Origin of the sequence: Mesorhizobium sp. M0830 (assembly GCF_040319965.1) — a bacterium.
Lineage (GTDB): Bacteria > Pseudomonadota > Alphaproteobacteria > Rhizobiales > Rhizobiaceae > Mesorhizobium.
The window spans coordinates 75893-95178 of sequence record NZ_JAMYOR010000015.1 but is presented as its reverse complement, the minus strand read 5'-3'; the positions used below and the strand labels follow the sequence as shown (position 1 = coordinate 95178).

At 59.4% G+C, this 19286-nt stretch carries 19 protein-coding genes and 7 pseudogenes; 11 read left to right on the top strand and 15 right to left on the bottom strand.

All coding sequences use genetic code 11. From position 1 onward, the window contains the following. Positions 1–73 precede the first annotated feature (73 nt). From NKI20_RS12080 to NKI20_RS12065, 4 genes are all read right to left on the bottom strand, one after another. Positions 74–1609 carry a winged helix-turn-helix domain-containing protein gene (locus tag NKI20_RS12080; RefSeq protein WP_352830764.1) on the bottom strand — a complete coding sequence of 512 codons (1536 nt, stop codon included), beginning with the start codon at positions 1607–1609 and terminating at the stop codon, positions 74–76. Between the two features lie 64 nt (positions 1610–1673). Continuing rightward, positions 1674–1889, bottom strand: a complete 216-nt coding sequence (locus NKI20_RS12075; protein ID WP_352830762.1) for a hypothetical protein — start codon at positions 1887–1889, stop codon at positions 1674–1676. After that, positions 1873–2793 (bottom strand): gamma-glutamylcyclotransferase, encoded by a 921-nt coding sequence (locus tag NKI20_RS12070; protein ID WP_352830760.1) that lies wholly within the window; start codon positions 2791–2793, stop codon positions 1873–1875. The genes NKI20_RS12075 and NKI20_RS12070 overlap by 17 nt, the downstream gene beginning before the upstream one ends. Continuing rightward, positions 2720–3184: a hypothetical protein gene (locus tag NKI20_RS12065; RefSeq protein WP_352830759.1), complete on the bottom strand. Its 465-nt coding sequence runs from the start codon at positions 3182–3184 to the stop codon at positions 2720–2722. Before NKI20_RS12065 ends, NKI20_RS12070 begins: the two co-directional genes overlap by 74 nt. A gap of 98 nt (positions 3185–3282) precedes the next feature. On the opposite strand from NKI20_RS12065, the pseudogene parS reads away from it, so the two are divergent. Continuing rightward, positions 3283–3765: pseudogene (gene parS, locus NKI20_RS12060) on the top strand (type II RES/Xre toxin-antitoxin system antitoxin); the annotation flags it as partial. After that, positions 3761–3868: pseudogene (locus tag NKI20_RS12055) on the top strand (RES domain-containing protein); the annotation flags it as partial. The pseudogenes parS and NKI20_RS12055, both read left to right, overlap by 5 nt. A gap of 1099 nt (positions 3869–4967) precedes the next feature. Here NKI20_RS12055 and NKI20_RS12050 read toward each other — a convergent pair. Beyond that, entirely contained in the window at positions 4968–5426 is a 459-nt protein-coding gene (locus NKI20_RS12050) for a Ros/MucR family transcriptional regulator (protein ID WP_023758530.1), read from the bottom strand. A 952-nt stretch (positions 5427–6378) separates the two neighbouring features. On the opposite strand from NKI20_RS12050, the gene NKI20_RS12045 reads away from it, so the two are divergent. Continuing rightward, positions 6379–7335, top strand: coding sequence for an SMP-30/gluconolactonase/LRE family protein (locus NKI20_RS12045; protein WP_352830756.1), 957 nt, complete (start codon positions 6379–6381; stop codon positions 7333–7335). A gap of 290 nt (positions 7336–7625) precedes the next feature. Here the strand turns inward: NKI20_RS12045 and NKI20_RS12040 are convergent, their stop codons facing one another. From NKI20_RS12040 to NKI20_RS12030, 3 genes are read right to left on the bottom strand one after another with little or no spacing between them, the layout of a single operon-like run. After that, positions 7626–7859, bottom strand: a complete 234-nt coding sequence (locus tag NKI20_RS12040) for a hypothetical protein (RefSeq protein WP_352830754.1) — start codon at positions 7857–7859, stop codon at positions 7626–7628. Positions 7860–7869: 10 nt separating this feature from the next. Next, the gene (locus NKI20_RS12035) at positions 7870–8196 is read right to left on the bottom strand and encodes a hypothetical protein (protein ID WP_352486042.1); all 327 of its coding nucleotides are present in this window, start codon (positions 8194–8196) and stop codon (positions 7870–7872) included. Between the two features lie 37 nt (positions 8197–8233). After that, positions 8234–9118 carry an alpha/beta fold hydrolase gene (locus NKI20_RS12030; RefSeq protein ID WP_502898082.1) on the bottom strand — a complete coding sequence of 295 codons (885 nt, stop codon included), beginning with the start codon at positions 9116–9118 and terminating at the stop codon, positions 8234–8236. A gap of 529 nt (positions 9119–9647) precedes the next feature. Here NKI20_RS12030 and csgH point away from each other — a divergent pair. Together csgH and NKI20_RS12020 are read left to right on the top strand one after the other, a co-directional pair. After that, positions 9648–9890, top strand: a pseudogene (csgH, locus tag NKI20_RS12025) (curli-like amyloid fiber formation chaperone CsgH); the annotation flags it as partial. A 25-nt stretch (positions 9891–9915) separates the two neighbouring features. Beyond that, positions 9916–10115: pseudogene (locus NKI20_RS12020) on the top strand (alpha/beta hydrolase); the annotation flags it as partial. A gap of 4 nt (positions 10116–10119) precedes the next feature. Here the strand turns inward: NKI20_RS12020 and NKI20_RS12015 are convergent. Together NKI20_RS12015 and NKI20_RS12010 are read right to left on the bottom strand one after the other, a co-directional pair. Further along, positions 10120–10439, bottom strand: a pseudogene (locus NKI20_RS12015) (ABC transporter permease family protein); the annotation flags it as partial. Positions 10440–10572: 133 nt separating this feature from the next. Continuing rightward, positions 10573–10749: pseudogene (locus NKI20_RS12010) on the bottom strand (nitrilotriacetate monooxygenase); the annotation flags it as partial. Between the two features lie 186 nt (positions 10750–10935). On the opposite strand from NKI20_RS12010, the gene gloA2 reads away from it, so the two are divergent. Further along, positions 10936–11319: an SMU1112c/YaeR family gloxylase I-like metalloprotein gene (gene gloA2, locus NKI20_RS12005; RefSeq protein ID WP_352830750.1), complete on the top strand. Its 384-nt coding sequence runs from the start codon at positions 10936–10938 to the stop codon at positions 11317–11319. A 153-nt stretch (positions 11320–11472) separates the two neighbouring features. Here gloA2 and NKI20_RS12000 read toward each other — a convergent pair whose 3' ends face one another. Next, positions 11473–11607 (bottom strand): hypothetical protein, encoded by a 135-nt coding sequence (locus tag NKI20_RS12000; RefSeq protein ID WP_352830748.1) that lies wholly within the window; start codon positions 11605–11607, stop codon positions 11473–11475. Positions 11608–11699: 92 nt separating this feature from the next. On the opposite strand from NKI20_RS12000, the gene NKI20_RS11995 reads away from it, so the two are divergent. After that, positions 11700–11924 carry a GMC oxidoreductase gene (locus NKI20_RS11995; RefSeq protein ID WP_352830746.1) on the top strand — a complete coding sequence of 75 codons (225 nt, stop codon included), beginning with the start codon at positions 11700–11702 and terminating at the stop codon, positions 11922–11924. On the opposite strand, the gene NKI20_RS11990 is transcribed toward NKI20_RS11995, so the two are convergent. After that, a complete protein-coding gene (locus NKI20_RS11990; protein WP_352830797.1) occupies positions 11897–12019 on the bottom strand; it encodes a hypothetical protein in 123 nt (40 codons plus the stop codon). The two genes, NKI20_RS11995 and NKI20_RS11990, sit on opposite strands and share 28 nt — an antisense overlap. A gap of 83 nt (positions 12020–12102) precedes the next feature. On the opposite strand from NKI20_RS11990, the gene NKI20_RS11985 reads away from it, so the two are divergent. Both NKI20_RS11985 and NKI20_RS11980 read left to right on the top strand, forming a co-directional pair. After that, on the top strand, positions 12103–12999 hold the full coding sequence (locus tag NKI20_RS11985) for an alpha/beta fold hydrolase (protein ID WP_352830744.1): 897 nt from the start codon (positions 12103–12105) through the stop codon (positions 12997–12999). 178 nt (positions 13000–13177) lie between these two features. Continuing rightward, positions 13178–13483 (top strand): hypothetical protein, encoded by a 306-nt coding sequence (locus tag NKI20_RS11980; RefSeq protein WP_352830743.1) that lies wholly within the window; start codon positions 13178–13180, stop codon positions 13481–13483. Between the two features lie 174 nt (positions 13484–13657). Here the strand turns inward: NKI20_RS11980 and NKI20_RS11975 are convergent, their stop codons facing one another. The 3 genes from NKI20_RS11975 to NKI20_RS11965 all read right to left on the bottom strand — a co-directional run bounded on the left by NKI20_RS11975 (position 13658) and on the right by NKI20_RS11965 (position 17342). Next, positions 13658–14782, bottom strand: coding sequence for an NAD(P)/FAD-dependent oxidoreductase (locus NKI20_RS11975; RefSeq protein ID WP_352830741.1), 1125 nt, complete (start codon positions 14780–14782; stop codon positions 13658–13660). 93 nt (positions 14783–14875) lie between these two features. Next, positions 14876–16417, bottom strand: coding sequence for an amino acid ABC transporter permease/ATP-binding protein (locus tag NKI20_RS11970; RefSeq protein WP_352600891.1), 1542 nt, complete (start codon positions 16415–16417; stop codon positions 14876–14878). Between the two features lie 91 nt (positions 16418–16508). After that, positions 16509–17342, bottom strand: coding sequence for an ABC transporter substrate-binding protein (locus NKI20_RS11965; RefSeq protein WP_502898080.1), 834 nt, complete (start codon positions 17340–17342; stop codon positions 16509–16511). A gap of 246 nt (positions 17343–17588) precedes the next feature. Between NKI20_RS11965 and NKI20_RS11960 the strand changes: the two genes are divergently transcribed. Together NKI20_RS11960 and NKI20_RS11955 are read left to right on the top strand one after the other, a co-directional pair. Beyond that, entirely contained in the window at positions 17589–18662 is a 1074-nt protein-coding gene (locus NKI20_RS11960; RefSeq protein WP_023758547.1) for a LacI family DNA-binding transcriptional regulator, read from the top strand. Positions 18663–18876: 214 nt separating this feature from the next. Beyond that, positions 18877–19283, top strand: a pseudogene (locus tag NKI20_RS11955) (transposase); the annotation flags it as partial. Positions 19284–19286 lie beyond the last annotated feature (3 nt).

Here is a 19286-nt window from a genome sequence, read left to right as displayed (position 1 = left end):
GGGTCATGCAGCGCGTCTCGCCAGGCTGAAAAGCAAGCAGCGCACCGGCGATGATGTCGAGCGTCGAACCTGATCATCCAGCAGTCTCGCTAGCGCCCCAACCTGCAAGTTCGAGACCGGACCTTACTCGTTCCCGATCCTCGACGCGCTCGAAGCGAAGATCCGCGACGATGGCCTGCAAGGTCAAACCAGGCTCGAGCTGCCGTCCTTCCCCGGCGCACTGCTGTGCCCTGTCGATGTCCCCGTCCAGGGCATAGCATGCGGCAAGCCGGGCCCAATACCATCCGCTCTTGCGCGGCAGGCATGAAAACGCGGCCACCGCTTCCTGATAACGGCCAAGAACAAGCAGGGCCTCGCCTCTGTCGAAATAATACCATGTCGGGTGCATCGGATTGAGATGGATCGCCTGATCGAGCAGCGCCAGGCCGGTCGCACCATGGCCCCGAATGGCTTCGAAAAAGCCGCTCTGGGCCAAGGTGTCAGCATCATAGGGATTGAGGTCAAGCGCGCGGGCGAAATGCTGTGCTGCGGCGTCGAAGTGCGACTGGTAGAGCAGGATCAGTGCGAGGATGCGATGGCATCGAGCTTCATCGGGACTGAGGGCCGTGGCATGGAGAGCCCGGTCGCGCGCTTGGTCCAGCACCGATCGGGGTGCGGAACTGTAACCGCCAATGATCGTATCGGCCAGAGCGAGGTAGGCGTGGGCGAGCCCTGAATCCGGATCGCTTTCGAGCGCCTTCAGCAGATGGTCGCGGGCCTCGTGGTTGACCCGCTCGCCATAACTGCGCAGCAGCGCAATGCCGCGCAAGATGTGGACATAGGCCGTGACGTTAGCAGCAGGTGCGGGGGAAATGCGCCGCATGGCCGCGCTCTCGATGTTGGCGACCAGCGCGCTGGCAATCCGTTGCGCCACCGTTCTTTGGAAGGCGAAAATCTCGCTGACCTGAAATGAAAACGTGTGCACCCACACCCTCCGGCCGGAGGCCGTCTCAGACAGCACCACGCGCGTGCTGTAAGCATCGGGAGCGCTTTCGACGGCGCCCTCCGCGACATAGTCGGCGCCGAGACGCTCAGCGGTCGCCCAGATGTCCTGAACAGAGTGTTCGGCGAGCGCGAAAGCCGAATGCCGCGCCAGCACGGCAATTGTCTTGAAGTAGGACAGTGCGTTTGTGATCTCCTCGACCGCACCATCAAAGAGTGGCTTTGCAGTCGCATCGTCAGCGTTGATGTGAAACGGCAGGATGGCCACCATCGGTTCGGGCGTTCGTCCGGTGACCGTAGCGGTGGCCGGCGCCAGCGAAACGGACGCGAAGTCGTCGGCAGGCTGAAACATGTAGCCGCGTCGAGGAACGGTGCGGACCAAGGACTGCATCTCGTCGCCTATGCACTTGCGCACGTCACGGATGCACTGAGTGAGAGAATCCTCGGTCACGATGGTATCGGGCCAGACCGCTTGGAACAGTTCGTCCTTGCTCAGCACACGGGCGGGGTTGCGCACTAGGAAGGCAAGCAAGTCGAAAGTCTTTGGCCTGACCGGCACGATCTCGCCGTCGCGCCGCAACGTGCCGCGCTCGAGATCGAGAACCGCGCTGCCGATCTGTTGTGCCAAGCCTTTGCACCATCGCCGCGCCTAAATGCGCCACGATCATCGGAGCGGCAGAAGCCGGTAAAGGTCAAGTCCGAAAGACGCCGGAAAAGCGTTTCCAAAGCCCCGCCCGCCCTTCGCCAGCAACTATGACTGTGTCATGGGGCATCAGTCCATCGAGATAGTGCAGCATTTGCACCGTTTCACCGCCACAAAGGTCAATATTGCCCGTCGATAGGATACGGTGCACAGCCTCCCTGGCAATATCCGAGGGGGGAAATGGTCCATCAACCTTCGCATGCATGATCAATCTCCACGGTTGAGGGTGGCAAGGGCATTCTCGATTGTAACGACGCCAGGTAGGCTGCGACCTTGCCCTGCAGCCGCCATAAGGTTGCGTCGCGGATGTTGCGCGCTTCGAGCTGAACGACGGTGCGGCGAAGATAATCGGCGCAACTCCCGACATGGCCGGCGGCGAGTGACAGGATCTCGACGGTGGTTTGCTCGGGCAGCGCTGGCGCATAACCGGGGCCACTCCGATCAGCGACGAAGGCGATGGCTCGCAAATTGCCGTCTGCGGTTCGAACCGAGACCCATCGCGGAATGTTGGTCGGCGGGTCTGCCAACATCTCCCGACGCAGCAATCGGTCGATCGCCGCATCAATGTCATGGTCGGATAGGCGGTAGATGACACCGCGGCAGCTGCCACCGCGGTCGAGCGCAAGCATCAGACCTGGCCGGTCGCGCGTGCCGCGCCAGCGGGTTAGCCACAGCGAAAACCGCCGGTGCCAGCCGTCGACGGTCGCCGGCCGCTCCTCAAGGGCTTCGAAGCACGGGTTCCACAGAAGAGAGCCATAGGCGAACACCCACACGTCGCGCGGGCGGCCTGCAAGCAGCCGCCGGCGGATCTCAAGGTAGTGGTGATCCTCCAGGCTGCGCTGCCCCGGCGCCGGGCCGGCGTCGTCGATCTTGCGACCGACCTTGGCTACGAGATCTTCCGTAAGGGCGATTTTCATGACCATTCTCAGGTTGGTGTCCCGCAAGCATCGCAGCGGCAGGGCCCCGCGTCCTGAACGGGTGCTGATATTGTGCTGAAATCGAATGTGGATGGCGCCCGCAACGATGATGTTGCGCCTATTTTGGAAAGCGTTGCTTGAGCTCGACTCGGGTGCCGTGAATCGGGCTTGTGTCGACGTTGCGATCGGCATGTGCCGGTTGGGCCGGCAGTTTCAGGATCAGCGGCATCTCGAAGGTAGCGGGAAGCGGCAAGACGATTTCCTTGCCTTCGCTATCGGGGTCGCGCATGCCAGCCGATCGATGATGAAGATTGACGGCCAGCGATGATGATGGCTCCGTCTCGCCAGGCGCGACTGTGACTGAAAGCATGCGGATTATGTCATCTTCGTAAAGCACCTGGTGGTTATCCGCCGCGGCCCAATTCCGCCGTCCTACGGCGGGGCGGAGCCCTGCATAGGCGATTGTACGCAAGCTTGTTTGGGGTGTCCGATCAAGCCCGCCGCTAAAGCAGCCTATGCATTTGAGAAATGCTGCAACGCGCAATGTGAATGCAACATCCCCAGCCACTCCAAACTTATTCATAGGGGATATTAAGGCGGGGCCAAACCGAGTGTCGCACGCACTTGAAATCTCGAACGTCACTATCATGTTTGATGCGACAGATGACACAGGAGGTGCATATGGCGACTACGGCGGATAAGGTCGTTACTGAAGCGAGAGGCGGTGGTCTCCAAAGGGTGGAGGCATTGCTCGGCGGGTCTCTTATATTGTCGCGTCGATTGACCAGTGCCCTTGACGCGCATGATCTGCTGCTACTCGGTCTGCCGGGCTCGGCGCTAAACCACCTCGTCGGACAACTGGTCTTCATCAACAAGAAAACATCGCTCGAAAGGGCGGTTGGCATGAGCCTGCGAACCTGGCAGCGACGCAAAGACGCTCCATCCAAGCCTCTTAGCCAGGAGCAGAGCGGACGGACTTGGAAATTCGCAGAGATCCTGGCGAAGACGACGGATGTCCTCGGCACGCAGGCGGAAGCCGAACAATGGTTGGAGCGTCCGGCGATCGGTCTCGACCAGCGCCGTCCGATCGATCTGCTGGGCACTCCCGCCGGCGTGGAACTGGTCGAAGATTATCTCGAGCGGCTTGAATACGGCGTCTATGCATACGGCTCTGCCGATAGCGCTCGGAGGAACGGAACTCATTGCGTGGCGACTCGACCAGGCCGTCTATGCCGCGACATGGAATAGTGGCGAAGGTGCGTTTCAGGAAGCTTTTGCCCTCGACACAAGGCTGCATCCCCCGGTCAGCAAATAACATCGGGGTGGGCGCGACCTTGCCTGGTTTTCGCCGGACAAGTTGGTGAAGCGGCGCGTCTCGCGATCGGCGGTATGCAACCCATGAGATACGATGGGTTCGGAAACTGGCCTCAACGGGAGTAACTGTTGGAATAATCCCGAGTGGGCAGCTTGGGTGAGCTTTGCGTTTCTCCCAGACGACGCCCCGGAACGGTAGTTCGGCGACATCAGCTCTACCAGCGGATCACCCCCAAAAATGCTGAATTTAAAGACTGATTTCTCAGGGTGCCATTCTATTTGCAATTTGCCGTCAGTTTAGCTGATCGCGGCGACGATCCAGCGTCGAGGCCGCCAACGACTTTAGCCCGCCGATATCCAAGTCGACCGTCCAGTTGGCTCAGCTGAGAATGGCACCCGCTAGTAGTACCGTGATGAGAATTGACAACGGAACGGCTAGAAGACCGCACATCTCAAGGGTTTTGGTGTTTAGCTCCATCTTCGTCGCCTCGCGTCGTTGGCGTTGTCATTTTGACGCTAACGGGAAGTCATTGGAAGTGGTTCCGCGCGAGGCAGTCAGAGATGCAGTCCCTGCTGCATATTAGCAACACCTTGACGACCCTGGCTGGCTGGAAGCCCCATCGGCGTGCGTTTCCGCGTCCGCTGCCCTACGGCGAATCACGGAGCTATGCATTGGGATCATGTCGGGCTCTTTGGCTGCTCAGATTGCAAAGCCGGCGGCCGCGATCTCCGAACCGGCTCGCCGACATTGTGCAATCTGATGGCGCCCTTGGGAAAATGACAAGATCAACAATTAGTCCCGGCGGCCGAAACCTGTCCTATCTGTCAGGCGAATTCGGCGACAACAAACCTCCAGTCAAAACACCGTGGGAACGCAAATCCCATGTCCATTTTTGGCTTATGCGCCGGTCAGTCGCGGGTTGCTGGCCATCAGCTCGGTCGCCATTCGTGCTCGGTGCTCATGCCCTTTCAATGCGCCCGAGGCAAGACGCGCGCAAGTCCGCCGCGCCTCAAGGCATAGCTGAGTCTTAACGGCGTCAGGTGGCGGCGGACTACGCTTTGGCTTTCCGCTTCGCAGCTGCCTTCTTGGCTGGTGCGGCGGGTTCAGACTTGCGGCCAAGCCCGATGGATTTCGCAAGTTGCGAGCGCTGAGCTGCGTAATTCGGAGCCGTCATCGGATAGTCGTGCGGCAAGTTCCATTTAGCGCGATAGGCGTCAGGCGTCAGGCCGAAATCCGTGCTGAGGTGCCGTTTCAGGGATTTGAACTTCTTGCCGTCCTCGAGGCAGATAATGAAGTCCGGCGTCACCGACTTCTTTGGATTAACCGCAGGAGTTTGCGGCTCGACGGCAGGCGCGACCGCCGTGCCAAGTCCGGCCAACGAAGCATGAACCGATGCTATCACATCCGGCAAGCCGGTCACCGGCAACGGGTTGTTGCTGACATATGCTGAGACAATGTCGGCGGTTAACTCAGCTAGTTCGGCAGCGCTGTTATCAGTTTGGTTGGTCATCGGTTGGTCCTTTTTTCTGATTTATCCGCTCTTTATTGGTTGATGATCAATGACGCAACCGAGTTGCACCGGGTTTACCCGCTGAAACAGGGACTGGGTGAAACGCCTATTGATACCAACCAGATGCAACCTGGCATATGCAGCTTACTGAACCCTCAAGGCAAAATGGCCATGCTGAACCGCAGCGAAGACCTTAAGCACCTTCTCGGCACACGCATGTTCCACTTTTCGTCCATTTTCTTTTACTCGACAAGCCGCTCAAGGCTTCGTTCAGGGCGCCTTCAGATCCGCTAGCTGGGTCACCATGATCGGCGTTGTAGGCAGCGACACTTGCGTTGTCGAAAGCCCTGGAGACATCGTGGACTCTAGACCCTCTAGGTTGAAAAGCCGGAATGAGGGACTTTACATCGGCCACATCTTAGAGGATGCTGAAATATGCCATAGCATCTGTGGCACCCTTAGACTTCCGCGCATCGTGGATCGCCTGAAAACAACCTGTTTTCACGCGAAAGGGACGTTGGGCGTCACTCTACTTTTGAGCGTCTGAACAAGTTGGTACCAGGACACCGCCAGCAGCGTGCCCACAACTATCGCCTTGATGCACGCCGTCCAGCCATCTCCGTCGTCATCGCCGCGCTGGTCGCAGTCGCCGTAAGCACGCTCACCCAGAAGGGAGACTCAAGACTAAACCAGGTGAGGAACATGCGACGCGCCGCAAAGGAGACGTTGAGATCATAAGGGAAGGAAAGGCCATGAGACGTGCAACAGGGCTAGTCGTCACCAACAATGTCGACGATTCATCACTCTTACGCATCGACATCGGAGCAACCTTGGACCACGCTTGCAGCGGCCACTTGGAAGAGTTCGGCGTGGAACTCAAAGCCAGTCGACTTCTGTACTATTGCTGGCGCCGCTGGACCGTGAACGCTGGTCTATCGGAAGGAACCGTAAAATGACAAGATTTCTGGTTGCCGACGCCGCAGACAATTTCCAATTTTGGCCCAACCTCCTGCTCATGAAAGCATTCGGCTGCAGCTGCGCATTTCTCGCCGTTCTGTTGCTCACAACAGGTCCCACCTTCGCAGCGGATTCCTCCGTCGTCGCGCCTGGTGCGAAGTTGGAAAAATTGGGCGAAGGTTATGGATTCACCGAAGGTCCGGCAGCGGATGTTGATGGCAACGTGTTCTTCACCGATGACCCCAACAATCGGATCGTTAAGTGGAGCGCGGCAGACGGGAAATTCTCCGACTGGCTCAAGCCAGCGGGACGCGCGAATGGAACTTACTTCGACAAGGGCGGCAATCTCATCGCCGTCGCCCCCGATAAGGGCGAACTATGGTCCATTTCGCCTGACAAGAAGGTTACGGTGCTGGTGACGAACTTCGACGGCAAGGTGTTCAACGGCCCGAATGACTTGTGGATTCGTCCGGACGGCGGCATCTATTTTACCGACCCTGATTTCGATTCATATCACGACCGCAACACGCGGGTGGACGGCCAAGACGTCTACTTCGTCACGCCCGACCGCAAGACGGTCACGCGTGTCACGACCGACCTGAAGAAACCCAACGGCATCATTGGCACGCCCGACGGCAAGTTGCTTTACGTGGCGGACTACGGCGCGAGTAGGACCTATGCCTACGATATCCAGCCCGATGGCGAGCTCACGAACAAACGCGTCTTCTGCAAACTCGGTTCTGACGGCATGACCATCGATTCTAACGGCAACGTCTATCTCACCCAGATTGGTGTGGCTGTATTCGATAAAACGGGAAAGAGGATCGAACAAATCGACGTGCCCGAGACGACGACAAATGTGACTTTTGGTGGCAAAGATAACGACCTGCTCTTTATCACTGCGACCGGAAGTGTTTACGGCCTCAAGATGAAGGTGAAGGGGGCCCGCTGAAGCCCGGTAGTGGGTCAGTTTGAAATCTAAAGCCAGAAGCAGATCACATTCCGGCTTGATTGAACCTGTGCTCATTGGCAGAAAGAATCACGCTCTATACACCACGCGCCGAATCCGACATCGAAGCATGCTCTTTTCGTTCGTTGTTAATCAAGAACCGGGAGCGCACGCTAGGAACTTGGCAGCAATCGGACTTGTTGTGACGCTGCGCGGCGGACACGCCGACGTCACAGCTACTGCCACGCCATTTTTCGAGAACTTGACGCGCCCAACTAGATACGCGGGATTGGTCAATCTGATGATCTGATGCTCAGAAGCGCCGAAACGATGATGCGGCCGGATCGGCCCTCCGCGAAAGCGGACCGGAGGTCCCGCACGACGATCAAAAGGAACGCCGCCGTGAGCAGGTAGCGCAATCCAGCCAACAAGAACGGCGGCGCGCCCGCATCGAGCCCGAACTTGATCGCGGCCCAAATCAGGCCCCAGATCAACGACATGACCCCGAACCGCACGAGATTGCGCATGCCGCCCCGATCAACGCAGGTTCTGGTCGTCGATCAAGATGCGATGGACTTCGATGCGCTCGGGCAGTTCGATCAGCAACTCCGCATCACGGTCGAGATGATGCACTTCGGTCGGCCGGCGCTTGGTGAAGGCAGACATCGCCTCGAAGTCCGGCCAATAGGAGATGGTGGTGAACCAGGTCTCGTCGTCCCGGTCCTCGCGGAGAAGCTGGACGCCGAGCGCCACTCTCTGAAGCGGCGGAATACCCTCTGCCCGCATGTAGAGCTCGTAGATGTCTGCGATGTCGCGACGAGTGCGGCCGCGCCAGATACGCGCAATGGTCGGCTTCGTGGCCATGACGGTCTCCTTGTTGAAGTGTCGTTCGCTCCGGAGATTAGCGCAGCATGCGCGAGAGAAAGTTGCGGACGAGGGGCAGGGTTTCGTCAAAATGCGTCTCCAGCAGCCAGTGCCCGGCATCCCTAAGGAGATGCAGTTCGGCATTCGGCAGGTCACGGTAATAGGCGCGAGCCGATTCTTCCGGCATATAGCCGTCCTGCGGCCCCCAGATGATCAGTGTCGCAGGCTGGTTCTCACGCAAATAGGATTGGTAGCGCGGGAACCATTCGAGGTTTTGTTCAAGCTTTTCCATCAGCCCCACCGACACGGCCCGACGTACCGGGGTATCCATCAGTGGCCAATGAAGCTTCCAAAGGTCTGGCGGAAGGCGGCTGGCGATCTCCTCCGAAACCTCCCCGACGAACTCGTTGCGAAATCCTTCTTCGCTCACCGCCTCTTCAAGCGGACGATGGTTCTCGTCCGTCTTGTCTGCCCACCATGCCTTGATCGTCGCATATTTGGGACCAAGCACGTCCTCGTAGATGTCGCCGTTCTGGATAATGAGCGCCGCGATCCCGTCTGGATGCACGATGGCGTGCCGAAGGCTGATCTGCGATCCGTAATCATGGAGCCAGAGGGCGTAGCGCTCTAGTCCGAGCGCATCGGTCACGTCAGTGAGCACGTCGGCATAAGCATCGAAATCATACCCGAACCCGGCCGGTTCCGGCGTATCGCTGTATCCAAAGCCTGGCCAATCGAAGGCGACGGTGCGCCAGCGGTCGGACAAAGCGGGCATAAGCCGTCGAAACTGGAAGGAGGAGCACGGATAGCCGTGTGGTAGTAGCACGGCCGGAGCATCCTCACGGCCAGCCTCGCGGACAAAGAGGTCTCGATCGCCAACCCTAACGTGACGATGTCGCGTTGCTTCACGTTGCATAGCCATCTCCTCGGTTAGAATCATCTAAATGCACTTAGATGGGTCCTGTTCCAAAGAGATTGGTGCTTGGCTTGTTGCAGACCACGTCGAGAAAATGGTGGTTCCGCGAACTTCCGCTCCCTCCAAAAACGCAGGTCTTATCAACGACTGACGCCATCGAAGCGGCGTGATCGTACAGTAGTGATCGATCGGATGTGACGTTCGTAGGCGTTCGAGATTACGGTCTTTGCCGATCAGCCAACCTCACTTGCTCCAACTACGCTGACCTCGCTGCTCGGTTATGAAGCATTTCCGGCTTAAGATGCCATCGCAGCAACATTTTCCAATCCTTGTGCCCCGCGACCAGCGCTATTTTCAATGTGAACCTAGCTTCGAAAAGGCGGCTGGTCCCTTCGTGGCGCAAATCATGGAAATGAAGGTCATGGACATTCGGTTCTGCGCACCGAAGCATCCCGGCCGTGCGGTAGGGCGCTTGCCTCCGTGTTAATCTCGGCCGGCGCGCTGGCGGCCATGGCCACCGCTGTCCCTCGGGCCGGTGCGCTGCAAGATCCGGCTACGCAGGAAGGCGGCATGGTCTCGCTGGAGGCGCTCGCCCATGCCGACAAAAGGCGTGAGCGGCACCTATTCCTTCCATGTTGAAAGTGCCGCTCGCACCGGCGACCCCAACATCGAGCAGGACGGCGCCTTCAGCACAGCGCCCGGCAAGCCAGCTACGCTCGGCGCTGTCACGCTCGACGCGAAGGGCGGCGTCTATGACGCCAGGCTCGAGCTGACGGTCAATGGCAAGAGGGGAGGACCTCGACACGGTCTCGCCCCGGCCCCTGCTGTTCATCGCCGGCGACCAGGCTCATTCCCGGGAATTCAGCGAGCTGGCGTTCTCCAAGGCCGCCGAGCCGAAGAAACTACACTGAGTCAAGCGGGTCACGTCGATCTGTATGACCGTGTGAACCTCATCCCGTTTGACAAGCTGAAGTCATTTTTAGATCAGCACCTCAGCGCCTGAACCAGAGCAAGCTCTTGCGATGCGATTGCTGCAGGATTGGGTCGAGCGCGGTCTCGACCGCGCGCACCTGGCCCATGAACAGACCGAGCGGAATGGCGACCGCGACGGCTGCTGCGAAGGCAATGCCGGCACGCTGCAGGCTGATGGCGATGTCGCCGAGCAAGGCGCCGCCAGCGAGCCCTTTCCACAGAGCGGCAGCGATCATGTCCACAGAGCGGCAGCGATCATGTCGATGGGCGGCAGCACAGCGGCATTCACCCACCCGGCGCTGCTCGCCACCTGCCACAGCACCAGAAATCCCACGAGGACGCCGTAACGTGACAGGAAGCGGCCTGCGGTCAAATTGCCGAGGCGCAGCAAATCGATACCGATGTTGGTCCGGTCCCTGGTGCGTGCCGATGACGGTCGGCTGTTCGACGTTCTGCAAAGTCATCGTCTTGCCCTTCGCTTCAGAGGGTTATTCGGCGGCCAGCACGGTCGAGCGTGCTGATGCCCACGGGTTTTCGTGACGTCGGAGGCCAAGGTTCTCGCGCAGCGTCCGCCCTTCATAGGCGGTGCGGAACAGGCCGCGGCGCTGCAGCTCCGGAATCACCAAATCGACAAAATCGTCGAGCGCGCCCGGCAGCAAGACTGGCGGCTGACGAGGGCGGCCGACATTGGCGGATTTGATTGCCGTCCGGCGGCGACTTAATGTCGCCGATTGCGCGCAGATGAAAATCCGTATGGAGGAGGCGCGCCTTCGCGGACGGAGACATCAACAAGGTGCCACATACCCGATGTGACCTTGGCCCCAAATCCCAGCTTGACTAGAGTTAGCAGCATGCTGAACGCCATTCACCACGTCGCGCTCATCTGCACCGACTACGACCGGTCGCGACGGTTCTATGTCGAACTCCTCGGCCTCGATCTCATCCGGGAAGTCTATCGGGAGGAGCGGCAGTCATGGAAGGCGGATCTGCGGATCGGGTCCGTCCAGTTGGAGTTGTTTTCCTTCCCTGGACCAGCGATGCGGTCGTCCCATCCAGAGGCGACAGGCCTGAGACATCTGGCATTTGCCGTAGCGAATCTTGATCCCGTAATTAAGCGGCTGGAAGCCGCAGGCGTTGCCGTTGAGCCAATCCGGATCGATCCGTATACAGACCAACGGTTTACCTTTTTCAGGGACCCAGATGGATTGCCGCTGGAGCTTTACGAAGCGCCATAAGGAAACGATTTGCCCCATTCGCGACCACGTCGTCGAAGGTGGGGACGCTACTGCCTTTTGAGAACGGCACGTTACAGGAAAGGCACTTGGCTCCTCGAACGACGCTCTCTTGCTAGGTGTGGCCGTCCTGGCCGATGAACCTACCGGCGCCAATCAGCAGATCTGGCCGAGGTCAGGAGGGGACACGGTTTCGGGATCTATGTGGAACTGATCGGCGTCAAAACCCGCGGCGCGGTCCACATCAAAAGTCCGCGTATTGACGTCTTTCCGGAGTTCGATTTCAATCATCTGCAGGACCCTCGCGACACAATGCATTCCACGAAGCTATAAAGGAATATGGTCTTGCGAGCGCCATTCAATGACCTGCGCGCCGACGAGATTTGTCGCGGCCAAAGTATAGAGTCCGGGCACGACGTCGAGGTTTGCTAAGGGATACGGTCGGCGTCAGCCACCATCTGGTCGGATCCTGCAAAATGGGGCCAGCCACAGATCCAGGGGTGGCGGTGGGTCCGGACCTGAGGGTCCGCGGCGCCGACCGGCTTGATCGTCTATACCTCGATCATGCCCCGTTATCGTATCAGGCTATACGCATGCCGCCGTCATAGCGATCGCCGAACGAGGCGCCGAGCTGATCAAGAACGCCAACCAGTTGAATATGCCACGCGCAGAGCAGCCGTTTGATACGCAGAATGATATGCATCGATACGCCACTGGACGGCAACTCCTATCCCATGCAGGTTCGCAATCTGCTTCCCGCGGCACAAGAAAGTAGAGACTGAGCCCTTGTCTGACAGACCGCCACTTTTCAAAAATTTTTCGGTTCACATCGTCAAGGTCGGCGCTATCGACATCAATTGCCGTGTGGGCGGTGAAGGACCGCCCTTGCTGCTTCTCCATGGCTGCCCTCAAACCCATGTCATGTGGCACAAACTGGCGCCAGAGCTCGCCAAGACATACACTGTGGTGGCCAGCGATCTGCGCGGTTATGGCGACAGCAGCAAGCCCCAGGGATTGCCCGATCATGCCAATTACGCTTTCCGCGAGATGGCATCCGACCAGCTGGCGGTCATGAAATTTTTCGGGTTCGACCGCTTCTACGCGATCGGACATGACCGTGGCGCGCGGGTGCTGCACCGCATGGCGCTGGATCATCCCCAGGCGCTGGAAAAGGTCTGCCTGCTCGACATCTTGCCGACAGGGTTACTCTACGCGCAGACCGACAAGAATTTCGCCTCGCGCTATTGGGAATGGTTCTTCTTCATTCAGGAAAGTGACTTCCCCGAGACCCTGCTGGCCGCCAATCCTCTAGCGTTCCTTCGTTATGAGATTGGGGATCTCGTGGACGCCGGCTCCATCACACAACCTGCGTGGCAGGAATATCTGCGCGTCCTGTCGCACAAGGACGCCATGCATGGCATGTGCGAGGATTATCGGGCGGGCGTTAGCATCGACCTGCAACAGGACGAAGCGGATTCGGGAAAGCGCATCGAGTGCCCGCTGCTGGTGCTGTGGGCTACGCAAAACCCGATATGGTTGCAATTCGACATGCTCGACGTTTGGCGTGGCTTCGCACGCAATGTTCAGGGCGCCGCGATGCCATCCGGCCACTACATGGCCGAAGAAATTCCTGAAAAAGTTCTCAACAAGATCCTGCCCTTTCTGGGCGAACAGCGACCGTAGCGCCGCCTCGAGTCGGAACACCACGCCGTCGGCATCCCGTCCGCAATACGCAAAGCGGTCACGACAGCGCCTAAGTGCGCACTTAACAGCGAAACGCCACGTGACGTACGCCTCGCGCAGTGCAGTAACAGTCTTGTCGTGAAAGCGACAATCGAGATCATCAGGCAGGCGAGCGTAGATGCGCGGTTACGGCATGTGGTGCTCGGCAGAACGGTCCATGTCGAGCCCTGGTACGGCCGCTTTTGTTGAAGCAGTCGATGAAGTCGTCGAACCTGGCATCGTAAACGGAAATGACTTGGAGGCGTTGCGCGGCGCGTTCACCGCGCGCGTACCAGCGCAGGCGGGCGCCCGAGCGCCATCGTCTGCTACGCGCATGTGCAAGGGCGTGCCATTCGTCAAACGCGCGAGATTACATTTCATCCGTATCGAGCCGAACGAATGGCGCCTGGCGATGGAAGCATTGCATGCGGGGAGAGCGTTGTGATTCATAAATCCGCCACCCGGACGATCGCCGATCCGGCGAAGCCGTAGCTGACAACGTCCGCTATGGTCGCTTCGATCGCCGGGGGAGGGCAGCGAACAAAACCGGCTCCCTTCGGGCATGCCTTGGTTGAACTGGCCGAACTGGCGTCGAAGTGCCGTCACGTTGCATAGATCTTCAAGAAAATCGAGCCGGCCGAAAGTTTGCAAGGAGTGAGTGCTCTCTCCCGGTTGCGATCTCGTCGGCAAGCAGCTCGCCGGCGATCAGGCCAAGCGTTGCGCCGCTGTGGCTGAAGGCGACGTAGTAGCCCTCGATGTCCTTCAATTGGCCAAATACCGGCTCGCCGTCCGCGGGAATTGGCTTGGGGCCGACACCATAGCTTTCCAGATCCAGTTTCGGATGGCCCGCGAGAACCTTCGAGGCTTCGTTGAGAAGCCCCTGAACAGTGGAATCCAGCACGCCATACGCGCCATCAGAATTGACGACCACCTCTTCTTCCGACCAGGCGGAATCGAGCACGAAAGCTCCGTCCGGCGTCGGTCGGATGGCGACGCGTGGCGTGTTGAGCACCGCCCGAAGCGGCAAGTGGATCGGCTTGGTCCTGACCAGCAGCGCAATCGGCGTCCCGTCGGCGATATGTTGGCCGGACTGTGCAACCATGCCCGGCACATCACCGCCGGTGGCCAGCAGCACCGCATCGGCGGTAAAGCTGATGCCGCTTGTCGTGGTGACGCCAGTGGCGCGGCCGTTGACGACCGTGACGGCGGCGCTTCCGGCATCGGTGACAAGCTGGCCGCCACGCGCCACGATCTCCGCAATTAATATCTCGATCAGCGACGGCAGATCGACCCAGCCTTCACCTGGGTTGAAGATCGCGCCCTGAGGCGTAACCGCGCTGGCATCTATGCCCGGGGTGACCGACGCTATCGCATCTGGGGACAGATGCCGCGCGTCATAGCCGAGGTCTTTCTCATGGGCCAAGACATCGGCGATCTCGTTCGAGGCGTCGTCCGCATCCCATGTCAGGCCGCCGTCAAAACGCAGCCAGGCGGCATCCGGATATCTCGCGGACAGCGTCCGGTAGCGGTCGATACCAACCATGCGCAGCCGATGATACTCAGCCGACCGCTTGCGAGCGGAATTGAGCCAGGCGAGCGAGCGGCCGGAAGCTCCCTTGGCGAGCGGTCCATCATTGACCAGGACGGTTTCGATGCCGAGCCTTGCAAGATGAACGGCCGAGGAGACACCGAAAATACCGCCCCCGACAACAACCACCTTTGAGACCGAATGCGATGTAGCCATGAGATATTTCTTTCACTGTATGGAGTTTGGACTGGGCGGCCGCGACGAAGGCACTTTGGGTTTCGATGTGCCTCAGGGCCTGCGATGGTGCGATCAAAGCACTTCGGCAAGGAAATGTTTCAGACGCACACTTTTGGGATTATCGAAGATCGCAGCAGGCGTGCCGGCCTCGATGACGCGGCCTTCATCCATGAAGACGACCTGATCGGCGACCTTGCGGGCAAAGCCCATTTCGTGGGTAACGACCACCATTGTCATGCCGCGCCGGCCGAGATCCGCCATCAGGTTGAGTACGCCCTTCACCAGTTCGGGATCGAGAGCGCTTGTCACCTCATCGAACAGAATAACCTCCGGGTTCATTGCAAGCGCACGCGCGATTGCCACACGCTGCTGCTGGCCACCGGAAAGGCTGCCGGGACGATGGTGTTTGCGAGCGGCAAGGCCGACATCGGCAAGGCGTGCCTCGGCGATGCGCTCGGCCTCCTGCGGCGGAATGCCCTTGACCTTGGTCAGCGACAGCATGACGTTTTCTAGGGCTGTGTGGTCGGGGAACAGGTTGAACTGCTGGAACACCATGCCGACACGCCGGCGCAGCTTTTCAGGCTTCATCGCCAGGATGCTGGCGTCATCGAGCAGCACGTCGCCGCCCTTGGGCTCGACCAGGCGGTTGAGGCAGCGCAACAGGGTCGACTTGCCCGAACCTGACGGACCGATGACGCATGTGACCGTGCCCGGTTTGACCGTCAGGCTGACGCTCTTGAGTACATCGAGATCGCCATAGGCCATGTCGAGATTGCTGATGGCGAGACTGCCGCCCTTGAACCGGGGAAGCGCCAAACTGCCTTCAGTGCTGGTCCCCGAATGAGGACTGCTGATTGCGCTTTCCAGTTCGCTCACCTCGGCGAGGCCGCTGGTGACGATGCCGGCCTTCTGTTTGCCTACTCGCAGCGAGTTGTCGATGTAATTGACGAGATGGGTCAACGGCACGGTGATGACGAGATAGAACACGCCAGCCAGAAGCAATGGCGAGAGGTTTCCGGTGACCACCGCCTGGTCCTGACCGACACGGAAAATCTCGCGCTCCGACGCGAGTAGTCCAAGGAAATAGACAAGGCTCGAATCCTTGACGTTGCCGATGAACTGGTTGACCAGAGCCGGCAGGACGCGGCGAATGCCTTGCGGAATCACGATCAGACGCATGCCCTGCCCATAGCTCATGCTGAGCGCCCTGCAGGCTTCCATTTGCCCGCGCTCGACGCTCTGGATGCCTGAGCGGAAGATTTCGCCCATGTAGGCCCCAGCAATCAGGCTGAGGGCGAGAATGCCGAGCGGATAGGGGGAAGGCCCGAAGATTTCGCGGCCGATGCGAGCGAAGCCCTGGCCGATCAGCAGAATAGTGACGATCGCCGGAAGGCCACGGAAGATATCGGTGTAGACGCGCGCCGGAATGCGCAGCCAGCGCGATTGCGAGATGCCCATGATCGCAAGGACCATGCCGAGAACGACACCGAGTACCGTGGACGCCGCGGCGAGGATCAAGGTGTTCTTCAGTCCGATGGTGATCATGCTCGGCAGCACGTCGGCCATGGCTTGCCAGTCGAGGAAACTGCGACGCAGGTTTTCAAGCCAGTCCATTCGGTCCCCTTTTTATTGCACTATTTGCGTCACCATGAACTCAGGCGCGAGCGCGCGTCCGCCGGCCGTCACAGCCGGCGGCTGTGCGCGGTTACTTCTTGGGGAGATACTGGTCGGGCATAGGTGACCCGGGAAACCACTTCTCGTAGAGCGTCTTCCAGGTGCCGTCCTGCATCGCCGCATGCAAGGCAGTGTTCAACGCCTCGCGAAACTTGTCGTTGCCTTTGCGCAGCACGAAGCCCGCGGGTGCGTCGAAGGAAGGAATGTTGAGCGCTATCGTCAGCCCCGGATAACGCTCGCCATATTGTTTGGCGGCCTCGTAATCGAGGAAATGCGCGTCGACGGTTCCGTTGTTCAGCGCGGAAACGGCGGAGTTGTTGTCGGGGAATTTGACGAGATCGGTTCCGACAAAATTCTTCGCCGCATAGATCTCCTGCAGTGTACCCTGCACGACGCCGAGGCGCTTGCCCTTGAGCCCATCCGCCGAATTTATCGCCTTGTCGGCGGTAAGTACCGAGAGATAGCCCGCGAGATAGCCGTCGGAAAAGTCGACGGTCTTCTTGCGCGCTTCCGTCGTACCGATTGCCGCGACCGCGACATCGAAACGTTCGTTCGCAACCGAAGGCATCAGCGCCGAGAATTCCTGGCCGGTGAAGATCACCTGATCCGGCTTGAATCCAAAGCGGCTCGCGACGTTGCGGAACAATTCGATGTCGAAGCCGGTGAACGTGCCATCCGCTTGGGTGAAAGCGTAGGGTTTGGCATCGCCCATGGTACCAACGCTGATGACTTTCGCATCAATAAGACCATAGGGATTGTCATCCGCGGCGGCGGCTCCCGAAATCAACCCGGCGCCGATGCACACGGCCATAAGAGCCATTACGCCAGTCCTGACCGGTGACATCAACGACTTGAGAATTCCCATCCTGCTCATGTCTTCTCTCCACTCTGAAGGTTTGTTGTTCTTGGCATTTGCGTTGAGGCTATAAATCTCGCGCCTCACATCGTTCGTCGCTGCCACGGGGCTTGCGCGGCCGGCTGTCTCTACGATTCTCGAAACCCTCGCTCTCTCACGTAAGAGACCGGTCTCTTATTGTGTGAGACCGGTCTCTTTAGTAATCGTTATCGCCAGATTGACCTTCCGTCAACAACTCTTGTAGTCCTTCATCCGATGAAAAAAACCGCGCCCAAGACCCAGTCGATAACAGTCAGCGATGTCGCCCGCGCGGCAAAAGTGTCGAAAGCGACGGCCGCGCGCGTGCTCGGCGGATACGGCGTCGTCAGCGACATGATCCGCGCGGATGTCCTGGCCGCGGCCAAAATATTGGACTACCGTCCGAACGAGTTGGCTCGCAGCATGACGACCGGCCGCTCCGGGATAATCGGGGTGGTTGTCGGCGACATCGAGAACCCGTTCTTCAGCTTGGCGGTGCGCGGCATCAGCGATGCGGCAAGAGCGGCCGGATTCAACGTGATTCTGGCTAACTCCGGCGAGAGGATCGAAGACGAAAAGACTGCTGTGCGAATTTTGATCGGCAAGCGCGTCGACGGGCTGATCGTCACGCCATCGGAATCGCGCGACATCTCACACCTGCGGGACATCCATCGTTCAGGCCGACCGCTTGCCTTGCTTGATAGGGGACTGCCCGATCTGGGTGTCGATACCGTCACGATCGACGATCGCGGCAGCGCCATGCGGGCGACGCGCATTCTTGCCGATGCCGGCCACCGCAACATCGCTTATGTGACTGCGGTCGAAGGGCACGAATACCGCGATCTAGCGCAAATCTATACCTCATCGGTTCGCGAGCGTATCGACGGCTTCCTCACCGTGTGCCGTGACGCCGGAATTGAGCGGCCGGAACGTTATGTTCGCCTTGGTGCAACAAGCCCTGTCGAAGCGGGCAGGGTTGCCGACAAGCTCCTGTCCGGACCAGATCGACCGACGGCGATCCTTGCCTCCGACAGCGTCATAGCGCTGGAGATCTTCAGGGTGATCCGCCAGCGCGGCTTGCGGGTTTCCGAGGACATTTCGCTGATCACGTTCCATAATGCGGATTGGACGAGCGTGACAACCCCGCCCATTACCGTCATTGACCAGCCAGTCTATGCGCTTGGCAAGAGTGTCGCGGATTTGCTCATCCGGCGGTTGAAGGGCGAAACACGATCGCCCGAAAGGCTCATTTTGCCGACCACGATCATCGAACGCGGATCCGTAGGCCCGCCCTCGAACAGAGGGCGGTAGACGCCCAAGCTCAATCGCCGGGATCCGTTCTGCAAAAAGTTTTGGAGAGAGAACGGTCCTTGCTTTGAGGTGGGGGCGGCCATGGCACGCTGGTGACGTTGCAATCACCGATTCCCGTGGAAGGGGAAGTGCCATGACTAATCGAGAAGTTAGACTGAGCAGAGGCGAGTTGAAAGCGTTGCTGCTTTCGGATGAGGACGGGTTCGCGGTTCAGGAGCTGCGGGTCCCGCAGGATCGGGCGGGCCGGTTCTCGACGGAGTTGTTTGAGCGCTACCAGCGTTCGGAGAAGGCATTGGTTTCGGCGCTGGTCGAGATGTACGTGCAAGGCGTTTCGACCCGCAAGGTGAAAGCGGTGACGGAGGAATTGTGCGGCCACGTTTTCTCGGCCTCGACGGTGAGCGAGGCGACGGTGCGGCTGGATGAAGCGCTGAAGGCGTTCTTCAGCGGCTCGAGGAAAGCTATCCGTATCTCATTTTGGACGCCCGCTACGAGCGGGCTCGCGAGGCGGGCGTGATCGCCAGTCAGGCAGTGCTGGTGGCGATCGGCGTGGATTGGGAGGACCGGCGCCCGGTTTTGGGCGTTGAGCTGGCCAACCGGGAGAGCCATTCGAGTTGGCGCGAGCAC

What these genes read in the sequence shown, in the direction of transcription:
- NKI20_RS11980 (WP_352830743.1), top strand. Translation starts at nt 13,178, where the DNA reads ATGCGCGGTTACGGCATGTGGTGCTCGGCAGAACGGTCCATGTCGAGC.
- NKI20_RS12035 (WP_352486042.1), bottom strand. Translation starts at nt 8,196, where the DNA reads ATGGCCACGAAGCCGACCATTGCGCGTATCTGGCGCGGCCGCACTCGT.
- NKI20_RS12030 (WP_502898082.1), bottom strand. Translation starts at nt 9,118, where the DNA reads ATGGCTATGCAACGTGAAGCAACGCGACATCGTCACGTTAGGGTTGGC.
- NKI20_RS11970 (WP_352600891.1), bottom strand. Translation starts at nt 16,417, where the DNA reads ATGGACTGGCTTGAAAACCTGCGTCGCAGTTTCCTCGACTGGCAAGCC.
- NKI20_RS11960 (WP_023758547.1), top strand. Translation starts at nt 17,589, where the DNA reads ATGAAAAAAACCGCGCCCAAGACCCAGTCGATAACAGTCAGCGATGTC.
- NKI20_RS11975 (WP_352830741.1), bottom strand. Translation starts at nt 14,782, where the DNA reads ATGGCTACATCGCATTCGGTCTCAAAGGTGGTTGTTGTCGGGGGCGGT.
- NKI20_RS12000 (WP_352830748.1), bottom strand. Translation starts at nt 11,607, where the DNA reads ATGATTGAAATCGAACTCCGGAAAGACGTCAATACGCGGACTTTTGAT.
- NKI20_RS12070 (WP_352830760.1), bottom strand. Translation starts at nt 2,793, where the DNA reads ATGCCGATCGCAACGTCGACACAAGCCCGATTCACGGCACCCGAGTCG.
- NKI20_RS12075 (WP_352830762.1), bottom strand. Translation starts at nt 1,889, where the DNA reads ATGCATGCGAAGGTTGATGGACCATTTCCCCCCTCGGATATTGCCAGG.
- NKI20_RS11990 (WP_352830797.1), bottom strand. Translation starts at nt 12,019, where the DNA reads ATGCATATCATTCTGCGTATCAAACGGCTGCTCTGCGCGTGGCATATT.
- NKI20_RS11965 (WP_502898080.1), bottom strand. Translation starts at nt 17,342, where the DNA reads ATGGGAATTCTCAAGTCGTTGATGTCACCGGTCAGGACTGGCGTAATG.
- NKI20_RS12040 (WP_352830754.1), bottom strand. Translation starts at nt 7,859, where the DNA reads ATGCGCAATCTCGTGCGGTTCGGGGTCATGTCGTTGATCTGGGGCCTG.
- NKI20_RS12050 (WP_023758530.1), bottom strand. Translation starts at nt 5,426, where the DNA reads ATGACCAACCAAACTGATAACAGCGCTGCCGAACTAGCTGAGTTAACC.
- gloA2 (WP_352830750.1), top strand. Translation starts at nt 10,936, where the DNA reads ATGCTGAACGCCATTCACCACGTCGCGCTCATCTGCACCGACTACGAC.
- NKI20_RS12045 (WP_352830756.1), top strand. Translation starts at nt 6,379, where the DNA reads ATGACAAGATTTCTGGTTGCCGACGCCGCAGACAATTTCCAATTTTGG.
- NKI20_RS12065 (WP_352830759.1), bottom strand. Translation starts at nt 3,184, where the DNA reads ATGAATAAGTTTGGAGTGGCTGGGGATGTTGCATTCACATTGCGCGTT.